Origin of the sequence: Nocardia neocaledoniensis, assembly GCF_003182135.1 — a bacterium.
Classification (GTDB): Bacteria; Actinomycetota; Actinomycetes; order Mycobacteriales; family Mycobacteriaceae; genus Nocardia; species Nocardia neocaledoniensis.
In genome coordinates this window covers 25,538-41,722 of the sequence record NZ_QGTL01000004.1, presented here as the reverse complement: position 1 = coordinate 41,722, position 16,185 = coordinate 25,538, and the positions used below count along the sequence as shown (strand labels likewise).

Sequence of the window (16,185 nt, the reverse complement as noted above, 5' to 3'; positions counted from 1 at the left end):
CCGCCGATCAGTTCACCAGCCGGGCTTCTACTCCCGGAAGCTCGTCGAACCTGGCACGTTTGTCCGTCGTCAAGACAGTTCGCCCGGTGGCGCGGGCGGTGGCCGCGATGATCAGGTCGTGCGCACCGCAGGGGGTACCGGTGGATCGGACATAGGTGAGTAGGTCCGCGTGGTGTTCGGCAACAGAATCGTCGTACGGAACGCTGGGGACGATCGCGCGGAACTCGCTCAGGAATTTGCGCGCACTGGCCTGTTTCGCCGAATTGGTCTGCGCGGCTACGCCGGTCAGGTATTCGGCGATCACGACCGCCGGAACGGCCACATTGTCGTCATCTGAGATCTCGTTCGAAAGATCGATCGTGCCCCGGTCGATGGCGATCAGGACGCCGGTATCGAAGATCAGCTTTGCCACGGGTCGGTGTCTTCCTCGGCGCGGGCGTAGTCGTCGATCGAATCGACCGCGGCTTCGAACTCGGCGTCCAGCCCGATATTGCCCGCCCATCGCCGGGCGAGCCGGTTGACTCCGGCGCCGTTGGATCGCGGAGCAGGGACCAGTCTCGCCACGCAAACGCCCTTGCGGGTGATGACGAACTCCTCACCCGCTTCTGCCTCGTCCAGCACTCGCGCGAACGCGCGAGCGGCCTCGGTGGCGCTGATCTCCTTCATGAAATCAGATTATCGGATTCCATGGCGAGCACAGCCGCCTGCCGCGCCTGCTCGCCGACCTCCCCGATCGCGAAGTTCTTGCCGATGATGTGCTGGACCAGTGCGGGTTCCGGCGCCACGCCGTACTTGCGCAGGTAGTGCGGAACCGCGCCGGGCCACACGAACACCCCGTCGGTGTGGAAGTTCATCGGCACATTCCGAACCGACGCGTCGAAGTCGTCGGCCGCGTAGCTGCGAGCGCTCAAAACCACCGGCGCGTGCGCGAGATAGTCGAGCACTCGCTCGGTGACAGCCGGCTCGAGCGAGGCCCGATTCACCACCGGTTTGCCCTCGGCGTCGCGCCCGTCGAACGGCGCCGAAAGTCGAAGTCCACTCATGGTCGACCAACCTACGCGGCCCCGTCCGCGACCGCTCTTCCGTGCTAATGTCCCAGGTCAGATCGGTGGCCGGGCTGGAGGGGGCGGGATGAAACGCACAGGTACAGCGTTGCTGGTGGCTGGGCTTGCGGTCGCCGGATTGGCGGGATGCGAGTCGGAACAGACCTCATCGCAGGGGTCGACCACAACGGCCGCGCCGGCGCTGTGGAATCCGTGTACGGAGATTCCCGACGACGTGCTGCGGAGTGCGGGGGTGGATCCGGGGACGGAGGAGAAGGGGGTCGGTGGCCACGATCAGTCAGGCTGGGAAATCTGCGCATGGGATGCCCCCGAATACGCGCTGACGGTCTACACGACGAACAAGACCGTCGAGCAGTTCGAGCAGAAGCCGGGCAATACAGAATTCAGGAACGTCACCATCGCCGGCCGTGCCGGTCGCGAATTCAAGGTCGAAGGCGCATCGAAGGATCTCGGTTGCGACGTCGTCTTCCCCGCACAGCAGGGTGTTGTCCAACTCGAAATCCTCAACTCGCCGTTGGAGACCGGACTCGAGGATCCCTGCGTGTTTCTGCAGCGCGTCGGGGAAGTGCTCGTTCCGATCCTGCCGAACTGATGGGGGAGAGCTCGTGAGTGAGAACACGGCGTACAGCGCGCTACTCGCCCAAACGAAGGCGGGAGAGGTGTACCTGAACGATGAAGCCGCCGCCTATCACATGTTCAAAGCGTGCGATACGCGGTTGGCTGACCTGCGCGAGCTGCTCGGCATCACCCGCCGGGTGCAGAACGTCAGCGGTTTCGGTGACTTCCAGATGGGCAAGGACCTCGAGAAGAAGTTTCTCACCCAGGCCACCGGAACAGACAACTCCATCGATGCCGTGGTGCTGAAGGACATCGAAGCCGTCCAGAACCTCCGCGAGATCTTCTCGTTGTCCTTCAAACGCATCACCGGCCAAGACATCGAAACCGCCAACGCCCTCGACTACACCTCCGAGCAGGTGAGCTGAGATGTCCGTCCCGAACATCGCCGGCCTCGATCTCTTCGGCGGGCTGCGCGATCTCATCACCCCGTCCAAGGACCACAGCGAGCTCGATGGTACCGATATCGCCGACATCCAGGACCAGTACAACACTCAGCGCGACGGCACTCGGCGCAAGGCGAACGAACTGGACTTCGATGGCGACTACCGCCCGAAGATGGTGATGTCGACCGATCCGTTCACCGGGAGCGTCGCCGATCTGCGCGCCAAGGTCGACAAGATCGATCTCACCGCGGTGAATGATCTGATCAGCGCGTGGAACGAGATCGCCACTCGCAACAGCACTTCGCTCGACGAATTCCGCAAGCAGATCACCCGCGGGATGTCGCCCGATGTCTGGTCCGGCGCCGCGGCCGCGGCCGCCGCCCAGACGGTCGCCGCGTACGACACCACGGGTAAGCGAGTCACCACGGCGGCGGCGCTCACCAAGATGAAACTCGACGAACTCCGCACCGGCCTGGAGCCGACCAAGCGACTCGTCCCGTTCGCGCCGGAACACCGCAGCGGTCTGGACAACTTCGGTGGCCTCTTCCAGGGCCGCGCATGGCGCAATGACGATGTGGCGCAGGAGAACGCGAGGGTCGAGGCGGTGCGCGTGCTGCAAACCGTCTACGCCCCGGTAGTCCACGAATCCGACGACCGGGTTCCGGTCATCCCGATCCCGAAGAGTGTCGACTCCGGCGACCCCGGCAGCACGGACGGCACGACGAGACCTGTTTCCGCCCAGCCGAATTCGACCACGCCGGACACCGGTCAGCCCACGGCGAATCCGGCCGCCACGGCACCGGCGTCGACCACACCCACCGACGACGCCGGCACGGACGACACGTCCGACGATGACGCGTCGACCGATGACGACACAGGCACCGCGGACCCGACCACACCGCAGTCGGCCGATCCCGGCGCGACGACGCCCACCGCCGCCGCGCCGGGTTCCGCGGCTCCGGGTGCCGGCTCGCCCGCCGGATCACCCGGTGGCGCGGGCGTTCCCGGCTCGGGTGGTCCGAGCACTCCGGCTCCCGGCGGCGCGGTGCCCGGCGGCGGCGCGAAGGCGGGCACGTCCGCCGCGGGTGCGCGGGCTTCCGGCGTGGCGGGCGGGGCCGCGGGCCGTGCGGGCATGGCGGGCATGGGCGCCCCCGGCGCGCGGGGCGGCGGCAAGGACGACGAGTCCACCAAGGGCGTCCCCGAGTACCTGATCACCCAGGAGCACGGTGACGAGCTCACCGGCCTGGACGACGTGCCCAAGGTTGTCCCGCCCGTCATCGGCGCCGACTGAAACGCCGAACCCGATGGAACAGAGTAGATTTCCCGTGCGAACCTGGCATCTCACCGCTCTCGACTTCCGCACGCTGTGGGAGGCAGCGGGCCGCGACGTCCTTCCGTATCCGCTGCATCATCAGCACGTGAACGTGGAATCCCAGGCGGAGATCCTGCGGCAGCGCCGCAAAGCCGCCGAGAACCTGATGGCCGAGTTCGACAGCGACCTCGATACCGCGATGGCGGCCCTGCTGGCGCCGCACGCCCGTGTCGAGGTGGCGGGCGGCTCCGGCGTCACCCGGACGATCCGTGCGCACGGTGGCACCCGAGAGTCGTACGCCGCCTTGGCCGTTCAAGCCCGTGACGACGGCGCCGAGCCCGGCGACATCACGCTCCGATTGCTGCCGCCCGCAGCCCTGGCCGCCGCCGTCCTCGCCACGCTCCCCACCGTCGCCCCCGGCAAGGGTCGCGAAATCAAAGTCACCGCAGCCGAACTCGCGGCCCCCCGCCCGCACGTCCGCGACCCCTGGAACCCCACCCCGCGCGAACAACTCGAAACCTTCCTGGCCAAACCCACCGACACCCTCACCCACATCGGCGTCTACGCCCACGCCAGCGTCGACAACCGCCACACCGAAGGCCGCGACGACTTCCAACTCCACGACCTCACCAACGACGGCCGCTACGTCTTCTACGGCGAAACCACCTTCATCGCCAAACCCACCACCCCCACCCGCCTCCGCACCACCCTCACCGACATGCTCACCACCACCGCCACCAAAGCCAAGAACGGCACCTACCGAGCCCGCTGACAGTGCGCTCGGCGGCGTCGATATCGAGGGTTCCTGCGGATCAGCCCATCTGGATGTCGATGCTCTTGGTTCTGGCCAGTTCGTCGAAGGAGAACTCGGCCGTGAAACCGGTTGTGGTGACGGTGGATCGGCTGTGGTCGGGCGACCACGTGATGCCGAGCCCGCGGTGGTTGGCATACGCGTGCAGCGCGCGGCGGTGATCGGTCAGGGGGAATTCGGTGAGGCCCTGCTGCAGGACCCGGGCCAGGCGGGGCGCCGCGGGGGCGGGCAGCTGGAAGGTCGGGTGTTCGATGAGGAAGGCGGCGCGGGTGCCGCCGCCGACGGGGCCGCTGTAGGCGGTCCAACGCCCTGACACCGCCTTGCAGGCGTCCATGAAGGTGTTCACCGCGCCCTCGGCGACGGTGGGCGCGCCCGGCAGCGCGGCGAACGGAACCTCGACATCGGCGAGTTCGCGGATGCGGTAATGGATTCCGAAGTCGCGGGCCGAGCTCGCGAGACCGGTCACGAGGTCGGGGTAACCGGCCGGGTTGCCCCAGGACCACAGCCACGATTGCGGTCCCGGGGCCGCCGAGCCGAGCAGGTGGACGGCGGTGCATTCGATCGGCTGGTCCCCGGTGAAGGTGAACCGGCCGGCACGCAGGTCGACACTCCACGGGCGATCCCCCACCACGTCCGCCAGATGCAGCTGATGCTCGAACGAGAACAGGGCCGCGTCATCGAGCAGATTCGCCAGTGTCACTTCAGACATGCCGACGAGACTAGTCTATTTTCGTTTTTTTCGAATAGAGCTACACTTCGAACATGTCCACAATGCTTCGGGAGCGCACGGTCTTTCCTCCTGACAACCCTGCTGACCTCGAACAACTGATCTCGAGCTTGCGGGTCGACCAGTCCTGCGCCAAGGCCAGGCTCGTCGGTCCCGACGGAACTTATCTGGATATCCCCGACGAGCTCTATGCGGTGCTGCGTGATGCGGTGTTGGCGCTGTCCAATGGTTTGGCCGTGTCGATTGCCCCGCACAACACCATGCTGACGACTCAGGAAGCCGCGGATCTACTCAACATCTCGCGACCGACTCTGGTCCGTCTGCTCACTGATGGCGAGATAGCGCACACGATGCGAGGTCGGCACCGCCGCGTCCTGCTCCGAGACGTCCTCGCCTACCAAGAGCGTGTGCGCAGGGAGCGTCGAGCGACGTTGGACGCGATGGCCGTCGAAGGTGAAGACGTCGGTATGTACTCCGCGACCGTCACCCCACCCGATCCTCGATAGGGCGCACGGATGCCGTTCAGCGTGTTCTTCGATACATGTGTTCTGCACCCGGCCTACCTCTCCGACACTTTGCTGCGCATGGCGGACGCGCAGATGTTCCGCCCGCTGTGGTCAGCCGAGGTGCTCGATGAACTTCGCGGCAGCTTGATCGACCGTGACCTCCCAGTCGACAGTGTGGATCGGCGGATCGCGCAGATGTGTTCCGCGTTCCCCGATGCGATGGTGACCGGGTACGAGTCGCTCATCAGCGGTATGGACAACGATCCGAAGGACCGCCACGTCCTGGCTGCGGCGGTTCGGTCGGCTGCGGAGGTCCTTGTCACGTTCAATATTCGCGATTTTCCAGAGCATGCGCTGAAGGCGTATGACCTGATCGCGATTACCCCCGACGAGTTCCTGCTCGACCAACTCGACCTCTACCCAGGGCTGACGATCTCCACGTTACGCGTACAGGCGGCGGCTTATCGCCGCGACCCGAGGTCGGTCACCGGACTGCTGTCCATCCTGGAACGGACCGGCGTTCGGGTTTTCGCCGCAGAGGTCAGGCGCCATCTGGACAGTGCCGGTGGGTGAGCGACCCTACCGGCCCGAATCAGATTGCCAGGACGGTCTTTCCGCGGGCACTGCCCGCGCCGAGGACGGCGGGGGCGGCTTCGAGGGGGACGGTGGCTTCGATGGGGACGACGACGTCGCCCGCGGCGACGCGGGAGAGGAGTCGGGTCAGTTCCGGGCCGCGGCCCTTGGACTCGAAGTTGCCGCCGGTGATGTCGTGTTCGCGCAGGGCGGTCTCGTCGGCGGCCCAGGTGGTGGTGAACGCGCGGCCGCCGCGACGGACGAGGGTGGCGTGCCTGGCGAAATCGACGGGGCCGCTGATCAGGTCGAACAGGACGTCGATGCCGTCGGGGTGGGTGAAGTGGACCGCGTCGGTGACGCTGGAGTCGCGGTAGGCGGCGGGATCCGGGTCGACGACATCGGGGTCGGCGGGGCGCGGGCGGGTGTAGTCGACGATCTCGTCGGCGCCGAGGCGGGCCACCTGATCGGCGGCGTCGCCGCGCGCGGTGGCGATCACGTGCGCGCCCGCGATGGCGGCCAGCTGCACCAGGAACGAGCCGACCCCGCCGGTCGCGCCGACGATCAGCACCGTCTGCCCCGGCTGGAGTTCCGCGGCCGCGACGAGATCCTGCGCGGTGACGCCCGCGACCGGCAGCGCGGCCGCCGTCACCGTGGTGACGCCCTCGGGGATCGGCACCAGGGTCGCGTCCTCGGGCAGGGTCGCGTACTGCGCCCAGCTGCCGTGCCCGGCGGGCGCGGTGAGGAACTTGCCGACGACCCGGTCGCCCACGGCGAACGAGCGCACGCCGGGACCGACCGCCGACACGGTGCCCGCGCCGTCGACGCCGAGGATCATCGGGAAATCGGTGGGCATCTTGCCCTCGAGAATGCCGTCGGCCATCTTCAGGTCGAAGGGGTTCACGCCCGCGGCATCGAGCGCCACCTGCACCTCACCGTGGCCGGGTTCGGGTACCGGCATGTCCGCCAGCTCGGGCGGGGCACCGAACTTCTGGACCACGATCGCGCGCATCGACTGGCTCCTCTACTCGACTGGCTCGGGCACCGCAATCCTAGGCGGGCAGCCTTGCGACGTGCGGTGATTGATCGTGTTCGGTGGTGTCGCGGCGTAGCGTGAACACCGATTCGGAGGGCGCGGGGAAAATTCTATAGTTGAGCGGAACAGACTCAACTTTGTCAGCGTTGAACCAGTCGATACCGCCGAAACACCCGAAGGAGATCTGTGGACCCGATCAATCCCACCACCAAGACCCAGGCGGCGCTGACCGCCGCACTGCAGGCCGCCTCCGCGGCGGGCAATCCGGAGATCCGTCCGGCACACTTGCTGGTGGCGTTGCTGGATCAGACCGATGGCATCGCCGCCCCGCTGCTCAAGGCCATCGGCATCGATCCGGCGACCGTGGAGCGCGAAGCGGGCGACATGGTCGACCGGCTGCCGCGCGCGACCGGCGCGACCACCACTCCGCAGCTGGGCCGCGAGGGCCTGGCCGCGCTCACCGCAGCCCAGCGACTGGCCACCGAGCTCGGCGACGAATACGTCTCGACCGAGCACCTGCTGGTCGGCCTGGCCGACGGCGACTCCGAGGTGGCCAAGCTGCTGCGCAGGCACGGCGCCAGCCCGGAGGCCCTGCGCGAGGCGTTCACCAAGGTCCGCGGCAGCGCGCGCGTCACGACCCCAGACCCGGAGGCGACCTACCAGGCGCTGGAGAAGTACTCCACCGACCTCACCGCCGCCGCGCGCGCGGGCAAGCTCGACCCGGTGATCGGTCGTGACACCGAGATCCGCCGCGTCGTGCAGGTGCTCTCGCGGCGCACCAAGAACAACCCGGTGCTCATCGGTGAGCCCGGCGTCGGCAAGACCGCCATCGTGGAGGGTCTGGCGCGCCGGATCGTCGAGGGCGACGTGCCGGAATCGTTGCGGGACAAGAAGGTCATCTCGCTCGACCTCGGCTCGATGGTCGCCGGCGCGAAGTACCGCGGCGAGTTCGAGGAGCGGCTCAAGGCCGTGCTCGACGACATCAAGAACAGCGCGGGCGAGATCATCACCTTCATCGACGAGCTGCACACCATCGTCGGCGCGGGCGCCACCGGCGACTCCGCCATGGACGCGGGCAACATGATCAAGCCGCTGCTCGCCCGCGGTGAGCTGCGCCTGGTCGGCGCGACCACGCTCGACGAGTACCGCAAGTACATCGAGAAGGACGCGGCACTGGAGCGCCGGTTCCAGCAGGTGCTGGTCGGCGAGCCGTCGGTGGCCGACACCATCGGCATCCTGCGCGGCATCAAGGAGCGCTACGAGGTGCACCACGGCGTGCGGATCACCGATTCCGCGCTGGTGGCGGCCGCGACCCTGTCGGATCGCTACATCACCTCGCGGTTCCTGCCGGACAAGGCGATCGACCTGATCGACGAGTCGGCCTCGCGGCTGCGCATGGAGATCGACTCCCGCCCGGTCGAGATCGACGAGGTCGAGCGGGCCGTGCGGCGCCTCGAGATCGAGGAGGTCGCGCTGGCCAAGGAGACCGACGAGGGCTCCAAGCAGCGCCTGGAGAAGCTGCGCTCCGAACTCGCCGACGACCGCGAGAAGCTCAGCCAGCTCACCACCCGCTGGCAGAACGAGAAGAAGGCCATCGACTCGGTGCGCGGGCTCAAGGAACAGCTCGAGGCCCTGCGCGGCGAGTCCGAGCGCGCCGAACGCGACGGTGACCTGGGCAAGGCCGCCGAGCTGCGGTACGGCCGGATTCCCGCGCTGGAGAAGGAACTCGAGGCGGCCGAGCAGGCCAGCGGCACGGCGTCCGACGGTGACGTGATGCTCAACGAGGAGGTCACCCCCGACGACATCGCCGATGTGGTGTCGTCGTGGACCGGCGTGCCGGTCGGCCGGATGCTCGAGGGCGAGACGGCGAAGCTGCTGCGCATGGAGACCGAGGTCGCCGGGCGCGTGGTCGGGCAGGAAGAGGCCGTGCGGGCCGTGTCGGACGCGGTGCGTCGCGCGCGGGCCGGCGTCGCCGATCCGAACCGGCCGACGGGCTCGTTCATGTTCGTCGGCCCGACCGGCGTCGGCAAGACGGAACTGGCGAAAGCGCTGGCCGACTTCCTGTTCGCCGACGAGCGCGCCATCGTGCGCATCGACATGAGCGAGTACAGCGAGAAGCACTCGGTGGCTCGGCTGGTCGGCGCGCCGCCCGGATACGTCGGCTACGACCAGGGCGGACAGCTGACCGAGGCGGTGCGCAGGCGCCCGTACTCGGTGGTGCTGTTCGACGAGATCGAGAAGGCGCACCCGGACGTGTTCGACATCCTGCTGCAGGTGCTCGACGAGGGCAGGCTCACCGACAGTCAGGGCCGCACGGTCGACTTCCGCAACACCATCCTCATCCTCACCTCGAACCTCGGCGCCGGTGGCGACAAGGACCAGGTGATGGAGGCGGTGCGGCGGGCGTTCAAGCCGGAGTTCATCAACCGGCTCGACGACGTGGTGATGTTCCACGCCCTCGACGCGAAGCAGCTGGAATCCATCGTCGACATCAACCTGGGGCAGCTGCAGAAGCGGCTCGCGCAGCGGCGGCTCACGCTCGATGTCAGCGAGGAGGCCAAGCAGTGGCTGGCGGTGCGCGGCTACGACCCGGCCTACGGCGCGCGGCCGTTGCGCAGGCTGATCCAGCAGGCCATCGGTGACAGCCTGGCCAAGGAGCTGCTCGCGGGCGCGGTCGTCGACGGCGACACGGTGCGCGTGAGCGTAGACGACGCCACCGACAAACTGGTCGTCGGACGCGAGGCTGTCCACAGCTCGTGAATTCTCCACAGCGCGGTGCGTAGGGACCTCCCAACGCACCGCGCTGACCTACGCTGGGACTCATGACGAACCCGAACGATCCGTGGGGGCAACGCCCGGAGGATTCGCCGACCGAACGGCTGGGTTCGCCGGGCACGGACTCGACCAAGCCGTACGGCGGCGGTGGGTTCGACGAGTGGGGGCAACCGTCGAATCCGACCATGGCGTTGCCGCCGCACGACGAGCAGTGGGGCGCCTACGAAAGTGGCTATCCCGCGGCGCAGCAGCCCCCACCGCAGCAACCACCGCCGGGGTACGGTGCGCCCCCGCCCGGCTATCCACCGCAGGACGGTGACCAGGGCGAACCGCCCAAGCGGAACACCGGATTGTGGATCGCGCTCGGCCTCGGCGTCCTCGCGCTGGTCGCGGTCGGCGGCGTGCTCGCCGGGCTGGTCTTCAGCGGCGGCAAGTCCGACGAGGACAACTCCGCGGCGGCCCCAACCTCCGAGTTGCTCGCACCGCCGACCACCTCGCGGACCGCGCCGATCGTGCCGCCGAGCGCGAGCGGTCTGCCCGGTCTGCCCGGCCTCGGCGGCGGCGACGAGGACCTCGGCGCGACCATGGGCAGCATCACCGCCAACACCGGCACCGAGATCACCATGAGCACCCTCGGCGGGTCGACCGTGCGGGTGCTGATCGACGATGCCACCCAGGTGATCTCGCTGACCAGCACGAAGGCGAGCGAGCTGCCCGTCGGCGACATGGTTATGGTGCAGGGCGACAAGAACCCAGACGGGTCGATCCACGCCAAGATCATCATCAGTACGGCGTTGCCAGGCGGCCCCCGATGAGCGACCCGCGCGTCGAAAGCCCGGCACTGCCGGGCGATCACGGCGACGGCTGGATAGGCTAGGCGACGATGACGGCTATGTGGTTCGGGTTGGCGGCGATCGCACTCGTGGGTGCGGTCGTACTGCTCTATTTCGATCGGGTCCAGCGACAGCGGACCGGGCACGCGCGCCAGGTCTGGGCGAAATCCCAGGGCTATACCTACGTCTCGGTCGAGCCGGCGCTCGCCTCGACGTGGCGTCGTGGCGCGCTGGCCAAGCTCGGTTATCTCTCCGCGGTCGACGTGGTCTCCGGCATCCGCAAGGGCGAGAAGTTCGTCCTGTTCGACCTGGAGGACGCGGCGACGCTGGTCGCGGTGCGCCGCCAGATCGGGTCCGAGATCGACGTCGACATGCGGCTCAAGACCGCCTCGCCGCCGAAGGACCACGATCTGGAACTGCTCGGCGCGATCGGTGACCGGGTCGTGTTCGCGACCGATCCCGAGATCGCCAGGCACGCGGTCGATCAGCGGATGGTCGGCTTCATCGAGTCGCTGTCGGACACCGTGCAGATGCTGTGGAGCGAGGGCAACTGGACCCTCGGCATGCTGCCCGTCGGCAGCGGATCCAAGGACTGGGAGACCGCGATCGACGCGGTGCTGCGGCTGTCCGGGTTGCTGCACGTGCTGCCGCCGGTGGCCGAGCCGAGTGAGTTCACCCGTCCGCGCAGCAACGCCGACGAAACGCTGGCGGCCTCCGACTCGTTCGGCAGCGGCCGCGCCGAGCTCGACGACGATTTCGACGACTACGAGGAGCCGGGCCGCGCTCGCTTCCCCGGTCCCGACGATCTCGACGACCACTACGGCACCCCCGCGGGCGACGACGCGTTCCGCGCCCCGATCGCCGAGCAGCCCGCCCCCGAGCCCGACGACTACGGCCGCCGCGCACCGGGCCGTCCGCAGGCCTACACCGGCGACGACTACGACCCCGACCTGGACGATCCCGATTTCGAGGACCAGCCCGCTCCCGGTCGTCGCCCGCTCGGCGAGCCGGCCAAGCGCCCGTCGCTGGCGGTCGTCCCCGAACCGCGCCCGCGCGTGGAACCGCCGCAGGCGGAGGGCGAGGACGCCGAGCAGCCCGGCGGGCCGTTCCACCCGGGGTTCCGCCCGTACCAGGGGCCGGTGCCCAAGTGACCAGGGCCGCGGCGATCGGCGCCGCGGCGGCTCCACCCGCTCGACCGGAATCGACCAGCGATGACCGATAGTCCCGCGCGCCTGCCCGGCACGCACCGCCCCGTGGCCATGATCACCGGACCGACCTCCGGGATCGGGCTCGGTTTCGCCCACCGCCTCGCCGCCCTCGGCTACGACCTCGTGCTCGTCGCGCGGAACGAGGAGCGGTTGCGGGCACTGGCCGACGAACTCGGCAGGCGCTACGCGACCTCCTCGGAGGTGCTCGTCGCCGACCTCGCCGATGACGACGACCGCGCCCGGGTCGCCGAGCGCGCCGCCGCCGGGCTCGAATTCCTGGTCAACAACGCGGGATTCGCGCACTCGGGGGAGTTCTGGACGCTCGAACCCGCCGAACTGCAGGCCCAGCTGGATGTGAACGTCACCTCGGTACTGCAGCTCACCAGGGCCGCGGTGCCCGCGATGATCGCGGCCGCCACCGGCTCGATCGTCAATGTGGCGAGCGTGGCCGGCTTGATCCCCGGACGGGGGTCGACCTACTCGGCCTCCAAGGCCTACGTCGTATCCTTTTCCGAGGGGTTGGCGAATGGGCTGGCGGGCACCGGGGTCCGGGTCCAGGCGCTGTGCCCCGGGTTCGTGCGGACCGAGTTCCACGAGCGCGCGGGCATCGCGATGAGTTCGCTGCCGGAGCGGCTGTGGCTCGACGTCGACCAGGTCGTCGACGGCTGCTTGCGAGATCTGGAATCAGGCCGGGTGATCAGTGTGCCCGGTGTGCAGTACAAGGTGCTCACCACGGTGGCGGGTTTCGTCCCGCGCGGCCTGGTGACGCGCCTGAATCGCGGACTCTTCAACGCGCGCGGAAGGACCTAGGGCACGAGCATCGGGCCCGGACGCGACGCGTAGCGTTATCGCCCAGGGCTGCCCATGACCGAAAGGACACGCAAACGATGATCGACCAGGCACGTCAGGCGCTCACGGAGGCAGATCGCGACCGGTTGGCCGCGCTCGTGCGCGAGCTCGCGGTCGTGCACGGCAAGGTGACGCTGTCCTCGGGCAAGGAAGCCGACTACTACGTCGATCTGCGCCGCGCGACTCTGCACCACCAGGCCGCCCCGCTGATCGGTTCGCTGCTGCGTGAGCTGGTCGCGGACTGGGATTTCGCCGCGGTCGGCGGACTCACCATGGGCGCCGATCCGGTCGCGATGGCCGTGATGCACGCGCCGGGCCGCCCGATCGACGCGTTCGTCGTCCGCAAGGCCGCCAAGGCGCACGGCATGCAGCGCCAGATCGAGGGCCCTGACATCGTCGGCAAGCGCGTGCTGGTCGTCGAGGACACCACCACCACCGGGAATTCGCCGCTCACCGCGGTGCGCGCGCTGCGCGACGCGGGCGCGATCGTGGTGGGCGTGGCCACCGTCGTCGACCGGGAAACTGGCGCTGACCAGGTGATCGCCGCCGAGGGACTGGAGTATCGGTCCATCCTCGGACTCGGCGATCTTGCCCTGGGTTAGCCTGGACAACGCCGAACCCGGATGACGATGTGGTCGTCCGGAAAGTCTGAAGGACGTGTGAGTCACCTGTGGTGAGCATTGCTGTAAACAAGAGTCGTGACAACGTTGCGATGCTCGGGATCGGTGCGTACCGACCGCAGCGCATCGTCAGCAATGCCGAGGTGTGCGAATTGCTCGATTCGACACCGGAGTGGATCCACGAGCGCACCGGGATCAACAACCGGCGCTGGATCAGCGGCGACGAGACGATCCGCTCGATCGCCGCGGCCGCGGGCGAGCGCGCGCTGAACAACACGCCGATCGAACGCGACCAGATCGGCGCGGTCATCCTGTGCACTTCGAGCTGGCTCAAGCTCACCCCGCACGGCGCGCCGTCGGTGGCCTCCGACCTGGGGCTCAACGGCGTCGCCGCCTTCGACCTGACCTCGGGCTGCGGCGGCTTCGGCTACGGCTTGGGTGTCGCGGCGGACCTGATCCGCGCGGGCTCGGCCGACTACGTGCTGGTGATCGGCGCAGAGACGATGACCGTCGGCCTCGACCCCACCGACCGCGGAACCGCGATGATCTTCGGTGACGGCGCGGGCGCCGTCGTCGTCGGCCCGGCCGAGGAGAACGGCATCTCGCCGACGGTGTGGGGCAGCGATGGTGAGAACGCCGAGGCCATCGCCCAGGACGTCGACTTCCTCGCCTACATGAACAAGGCGCAGGCCATGCAGGGCACCGACCCGGCGGTCGAGGCCATCGGCCGGATGTCGCTGCGGATGGAGGGCCCGAAGGTCTTCCGCTGGGCCGCGGTGACCCTGCCGCGCGCGCTGTCCGCGGCGCTGGATGCCTCCGGTGTCGCCAAGGAGGACATCGAGGTCTTCATTCCGCACCAGGCCAACGCGCGGATCAACGAGCTGATGAAGAAGAACCTCGGCCTGGCCGAGGGCATCCCGATGGCCAACGACATCGAGAACACCGGCAACACCTCGGCCGCCTCGATCCCGCTGGCGATGGAGGAGATGCTGGTCACCGGCAAGGCGAAGGGCGGTCAGGTGGCGTTGCTGCTCGGCTTCGGCGCCGGACTCAGCTACGCGGGCCAGGTCGTCGTCCTGCCGCCCGCCCCGAAGGAAGCGAGCTTCTGACGTGCGACCGCTGCGCGCCGGGTATCTCGCGGCGGCGGCGGTCACCGTCTTCGGTGCCGTCACCGGCCGCGAACGGCTGCAATGGCTGACCAAGCCGCTGTTGATGCCGCTGCTCGCGGCCGACACCGTCGCTCGCGACGAACTCGATCCGGTGGAGCGCCGGATCCTGCTCGGCTCGCTTGCCGCCGCCACCGTCGGTGACGTGCTGCTGATCGATCCCGACGACGACCGGCGCCTGATCGCGGGCGCGTCCTCGTTCGCCGTGATGCAGACCGGCTACTCGGTGCTGTGGTGGCGGCGCGGCGCCCGGCCGCGCGCCGCGATCGCCGCGCCGCGCCTGCTGGCCTGGGCGGGCGCGGCCGGTCTGCTGCGCGCGAAGGCCCCGGTCCTCGCGGTTCCGCTGACCGCCTACGGTGCCACCCTCGGCACCGCGGCCGCGTTGGCCTCCGACCCCGGCCTGGCCCCGGAGGCGAAAAATGTCGCGGGACTGACCATCCCGAACAGCGACCCGCGCAGTCGCTACGGCGTGGGCGCGCTGCTGTTCACGGTCTCGGACGGGCTGATCGTGCTGCGCAGGCTCTTCGCGCGCGACGAGCGGACCCGCCGCGTCAGCGAGGGCGTCATCCTGGCGACCTACGCCGCGGCACAGTACCTCCTGACGGAACCGCCGACGAAGGCGCTCTGACCGGAACGCGGCGGGCCGCGAACGCTCCACGCCATGTGGTCGGCAGGTACGACTTCTGCCCCGGTCACGCAGGTCTTACTTGCGCGACCTTCGCACGCAACACCGGCCGCGCACGCTTCGAAGATGACCGGGCAGGTGCAGTTCATCGAGGTGCACGGGTATCGCCGTGCGTTCCGGATGGCCGGGTCGGGGCCGCCGCTGCTGCTCATCCACGGCATCTCCGACAGCTCGGCGACCTGGGCGCCGGTGTTCGACGCGCTCGCCGAGCACTACACCGTCATCGCCCCCGACCTGCTCGGCCACGGCGAATCGGCCAAGCCGCGCGCCGACTACGCCATCGCCGCCTACGCGAACGGGATGCGGGATCTGCTCAGCGTGCTCGGGGTCGAGCGGGCGACCCTGGTCGGGCATTCGCTCGGCGGCGGCATCGCGATGCAGTTCGTCTACCAGTTCCCCGAGCGGGTGCAGCGGGTCGCGCTGGTCTGCCCGGCGGGCATGGGCGCGGGCGTGCACCCGGCGTTCCGGCTGGCCACGCTGCCGGGTGCCGGTCCGGGACTGATGGCGGTCACCAGCTGGCCGGTGCGCACGGCGGTGCGCGCCGCGATTCCGGTGGTGCGCGAACTCGGTGGCCTCGGCCTCGGCCCCGATTCCGACTATGTGCTGCGGCTCTACGGCGGACTCTCCGAGACGGGTGCGCGCAATGCCTTCCTGCGCACCATCCGCGCCGCCGCCGACCGGCGTGGGCAATCGATCACCATGCTCGACCGCGGCTACCTCGCCGCGCAACTCCCGACGCTGATCATCGGCGGAACGCGCGACACGGTCATCCCTTCCGTCCACGCCGAACGCGCGCACCGCGCCTTCCCCGGCTCGATGCTCGAGATCTTCGAGGGCGCGGGGCACTTTCCGCACCACCACGACCCGGACCGCTTCGCGAAACTGCTCCACGGCTTCATCGAGCAGACCGATCCCGCGGTCTTCGACGCCCAGCGCTGGCAGCGAACCCTGCGCCGCGGCCGATCGATAGTCGCCCTGCCCGACCTCGACGCCGCCCCCGGGTGATCCGGAGCTCGTACCCG

Annotated in this window: 19 protein-coding genes; 14 read left to right on the top strand and 5 right to left on the bottom strand. The window is 68.9% G+C overall.

Going from position 1 to position 16,185, the window contains the following annotated elements; translation table 11 throughout:
• Positions 1-7: 7 nt before the first annotated feature.
• From DFR69_RS12145 to DFR69_RS12135, 3 genes are read right to left on the bottom strand one after another with little or no spacing between them, the layout of a single operon-like run.
• Entirely contained in the window at positions 8-412 is a 405-nt protein-coding gene (locus DFR69_RS12145) for a type II toxin-antitoxin system VapC family toxin (protein WP_167456248.1), read from the bottom strand.
• Positions 400-666, bottom strand: a complete 267-nt coding sequence (locus tag DFR69_RS12140; RefSeq protein ID WP_167456247.1) for a type II toxin-antitoxin system Phd/YefM family antitoxin — start codon at positions 664-666, stop codon at positions 400-402. The genes DFR69_RS12145 and DFR69_RS12140 overlap by 13 nt, the downstream gene beginning before the upstream one ends.
• Positions 663-1,043 carry a hypothetical protein gene (locus tag DFR69_RS12135; protein WP_110037635.1) on the bottom strand — a complete coding sequence of 127 codons (381 nt, stop codon included), beginning with the start codon at positions 1,041-1,043 and terminating at the stop codon, positions 663-665. Before DFR69_RS12135 ends, DFR69_RS12140 begins: the two co-directional genes overlap by 4 nt.
• Before the next feature lie 88 nt (positions 1,044-1,131).
• On the opposite strand from DFR69_RS12135, the gene DFR69_RS12130 reads away from it, so the two are divergent.
• The 4 genes from DFR69_RS12130 to DFR69_RS12115 are packed head-to-tail and all read left to right on the top strand — an operon-like array spanning position 1,132 to position 4,149.
• On the top strand, positions 1,132-1,656 hold the full coding sequence (locus tag DFR69_RS12130) for a DUF3558 domain-containing protein (protein ID WP_167456246.1): 525 nt from the start codon (positions 1,132-1,134) through the stop codon (positions 1,654-1,656).
• Positions 1,657-1,669: 13 nt separating this feature from the next.
• Positions 1,670-2,047, top strand: coding sequence for a hypothetical protein (locus DFR69_RS12125; RefSeq protein WP_146229259.1), 378 nt, complete (start codon positions 1,670-1,672; stop codon positions 2,045-2,047).
• A 1-nt stretch (position 2,048) separates the two neighbouring features.
• Positions 2,049-3,356 carry a hypothetical protein gene (locus DFR69_RS12120; protein ID WP_110037632.1) on the top strand — a complete coding sequence of 436 codons (1,308 nt, stop codon included), beginning with the start codon at positions 2,049-2,051 and terminating at the stop codon, positions 3,354-3,356.
• Positions 3,357-3,390: 34 nt separating this feature from the next.
• Complete coding sequence (locus DFR69_RS12115; protein ID WP_167456245.1) at positions 3,391-4,149, top strand: ESX secretion-associated protein EspG; 759 nt, start codon at positions 3,391-3,393, stop codon at positions 4,147-4,149.
• A 40-nt stretch (positions 4,150-4,189) separates the two neighbouring features.
• Here the strand turns inward: DFR69_RS12115 and DFR69_RS12110 are convergent, their stop codons facing one another.
• Positions 4,190-4,897 (bottom strand): DUF6882 domain-containing protein, encoded by a 708-nt coding sequence (locus tag DFR69_RS12110; protein ID WP_110037630.1) that lies wholly within the window; start codon positions 4,895-4,897, stop codon positions 4,190-4,192.
• Between the two features lie 53 nt (positions 4,898-4,950).
• On the opposite strand from DFR69_RS12110, the gene DFR69_RS12105 reads away from it, so the two are divergent.
• Positions 4,951-5,421 carry a helix-turn-helix domain-containing protein gene (locus DFR69_RS12105; protein WP_110037629.1) on the top strand — a complete coding sequence of 157 codons (471 nt, stop codon included), beginning with the start codon at positions 4,951-4,953 and terminating at the stop codon, positions 5,419-5,421.
• Between the two features lie 9 nt (positions 5,422-5,430).
• Entirely contained in the window at positions 5,431-5,994 is a 564-nt protein-coding gene (locus tag DFR69_RS12100) for a PIN domain-containing protein (RefSeq protein WP_110037628.1), read from the top strand.
• Between the two features lie 19 nt (positions 5,995-6,013).
• On the opposite strand, the gene DFR69_RS12095 is transcribed toward DFR69_RS12100, so the two are convergent.
• Positions 6,014-7,003, bottom strand: a complete 990-nt coding sequence (locus tag DFR69_RS12095; RefSeq protein WP_110037627.1) for an NADP-dependent oxidoreductase — start codon at positions 7,001-7,003, stop codon at positions 6,014-6,016.
• Positions 7,004-7,213: 210 nt separating this feature from the next.
• Here DFR69_RS12095 and clpB point away from each other — a divergent pair, with 210 nt between their 5' ends.
• From clpB to DFR69_RS12055, 8 genes are all read left to right on the top strand, one after another.
• Complete coding sequence (clpB, locus tag DFR69_RS12090) at positions 7,214-9,787, top strand: ATP-dependent chaperone ClpB (protein ID WP_110037626.1); 2,574 nt, start codon at positions 7,214-7,216, stop codon at positions 9,785-9,787.
• Between the two features lie 62 nt (positions 9,788-9,849).
• The gene (locus DFR69_RS12085) at positions 9,850-10,617 is read left to right on the top strand and encodes a DUF5666 domain-containing protein (RefSeq protein WP_110037625.1); all 768 of its coding nucleotides are present in this window, start codon (positions 9,850-9,852) and stop codon (positions 10,615-10,617) included.
• A 68-nt stretch (positions 10,618-10,685) separates the two neighbouring features.
• Positions 10,686-11,786, top strand: a complete 1,101-nt coding sequence (locus tag DFR69_RS12080) for a type III secretion system chaperone family protein (protein ID WP_244198219.1) — start codon at positions 10,686-10,688, stop codon at positions 11,784-11,786.
• Between the two features lie 60 nt (positions 11,787-11,846).
• Positions 11,847-12,653 carry an SDR family NAD(P)-dependent oxidoreductase gene (locus DFR69_RS12075; RefSeq protein WP_110037623.1) on the top strand — a complete coding sequence of 269 codons (807 nt, stop codon included), beginning with the start codon at positions 11,847-11,849 and terminating at the stop codon, positions 12,651-12,653.
• 77 nt (positions 12,654-12,730) lie between these two features.
• Positions 12,731-13,294, top strand: coding sequence for an orotate phosphoribosyltransferase (gene pyrE / locus DFR69_RS12070; RefSeq protein ID WP_110037622.1), 564 nt, complete (start codon positions 12,731-12,733; stop codon positions 13,292-13,294).
• Between the two features lie 68 nt (positions 13,295-13,362).
• Entirely contained in the window at positions 13,363-14,421 is a 1,059-nt protein-coding gene (locus tag DFR69_RS12065) for a beta-ketoacyl-ACP synthase 3 (RefSeq protein WP_110037621.1), read from the top strand.
• A gap of 1 nt (position 14,422) precedes the next feature.
• The gene (locus DFR69_RS12060; RefSeq protein WP_110037620.1) at positions 14,423-15,106 is read left to right on the top strand and encodes a lysoplasmalogenase family protein; all 684 of its coding nucleotides are present in this window, start codon (positions 14,423-14,425) and stop codon (positions 15,104-15,106) included.
• A 123-nt stretch (positions 15,107-15,229) separates the two neighbouring features.
• Positions 15,230-16,168, top strand: coding sequence for an alpha/beta fold hydrolase (locus DFR69_RS12055; protein ID WP_110037619.1), 939 nt, complete (start codon positions 15,230-15,232; stop codon positions 16,166-16,168).
• Positions 16,169-16,185 lie beyond the last annotated feature (17 nt).